The sequence below is a fragment of the Bradyrhizobium sp. P2_E8 genome, from assembly GCF_056403875.1.
In genome coordinates this window covers 1-948 of the sequence record NZ_JBFUES010001645.1, presented here as the reverse complement: position 1 = coordinate 948, position 948 = coordinate 1, and the positions used below count along the sequence as shown (strand labels likewise).

The following is a 948-nucleotide window of genomic DNA, read 5'->3' as shown; positions in this document are numbered from 1 at the left end:
CGGTAACGCTCGGCAATCACTCCTGGGACCAGCGCGAGGCCCTGGTGTTCATCGAGCGCGCCGATCGCCTGGTGCGGCCCGCGAACTATCCGCGCGGCACGCCCGGCCGCGGCGCCGCTTTGGTCGAGACCAAGAACGGCAAGCATGCGCTGGTCGTCAACGCCTTGGGCCGCGTCTTCATGACTCCGTTCGACGATCCCTTTGCGGCGCTGGAGCGCGAGCTCGGCGCCTGTCCGCTCGGTGTCGCCGCCGATGCCATCGTCGTCGATTTCCATTGCGAGGCGACCAGCGAGAAGCAGGGCATCGGCTTCTTCTGCGACGGCCGCGCCAGCCTCGTTGTCGGCACCCACACCCATGTGCCGACCGCCGATCACCAGATCCTCACCGGCGGCACCGCCTACATGACCGATGCCGGCATGACCGGCGACTACGATTCCATCATCGGCATGCAGAAGGAAGAACCGCTGCGCCGGTTCACGTCGGGGATTCCGTCGGGCCGGTTCGAGCCGGCCGCGGGTGTGGCGACGCTCAGCGGCGTTGCGATCGAGACCGACGATGCAACGGGCCTCGCACTGCGCATCGCGCCGGTGCGCGTGGGCGGCCGGCTGGAGCCGGCGAAGCCCGCATTCTGGATGCATTCCTGAATTGACCCGGGAGTCCGTGATGCCGAGACTCGTTGCCATCCTGCTGTTGCTGCTGCTCTCGAATGATGCGCTCGCGCAGATCATGAGCAAGCCACGGCCGCCAGCCCAGGGGGCCGTGTCTCCTGCCGATATCGCGGAACGGCTGGAGAAGTCTGCCAACGAGACGGCCCGAATGGTGCCAAAGGCGGCGCGGGGCTCGGCGATCGATTTCGCTTGGCCGATGACTGCCGAGGAGTACGCTGCGACTGCAAAGCATGTGCTCGTGCTCGTGAGCGTCGTGACCCAGGATGCAGCGGAGCTCCCC

Annotated in this window: 2 protein-coding genes; both read left to right on the top strand. The window is 67.2% G+C overall.

The features are described from left to right. Positions 1-644, top strand: a 644-nt coding sequence (locus tag AC1D00_RS42950; protein ID WP_477014900.1) for a TIGR00282 family metallophosphoesterase, incomplete at its 5' end; no start/stop codon positions are given. 19 nt (positions 645-663) lie between these two features. Continuing rightward, on the top strand, positions 664-948 hold a 285-nt coding region (locus tag AC1D00_RS42945), incomplete at its 3' end, for a hypothetical protein (RefSeq protein WP_477014899.1).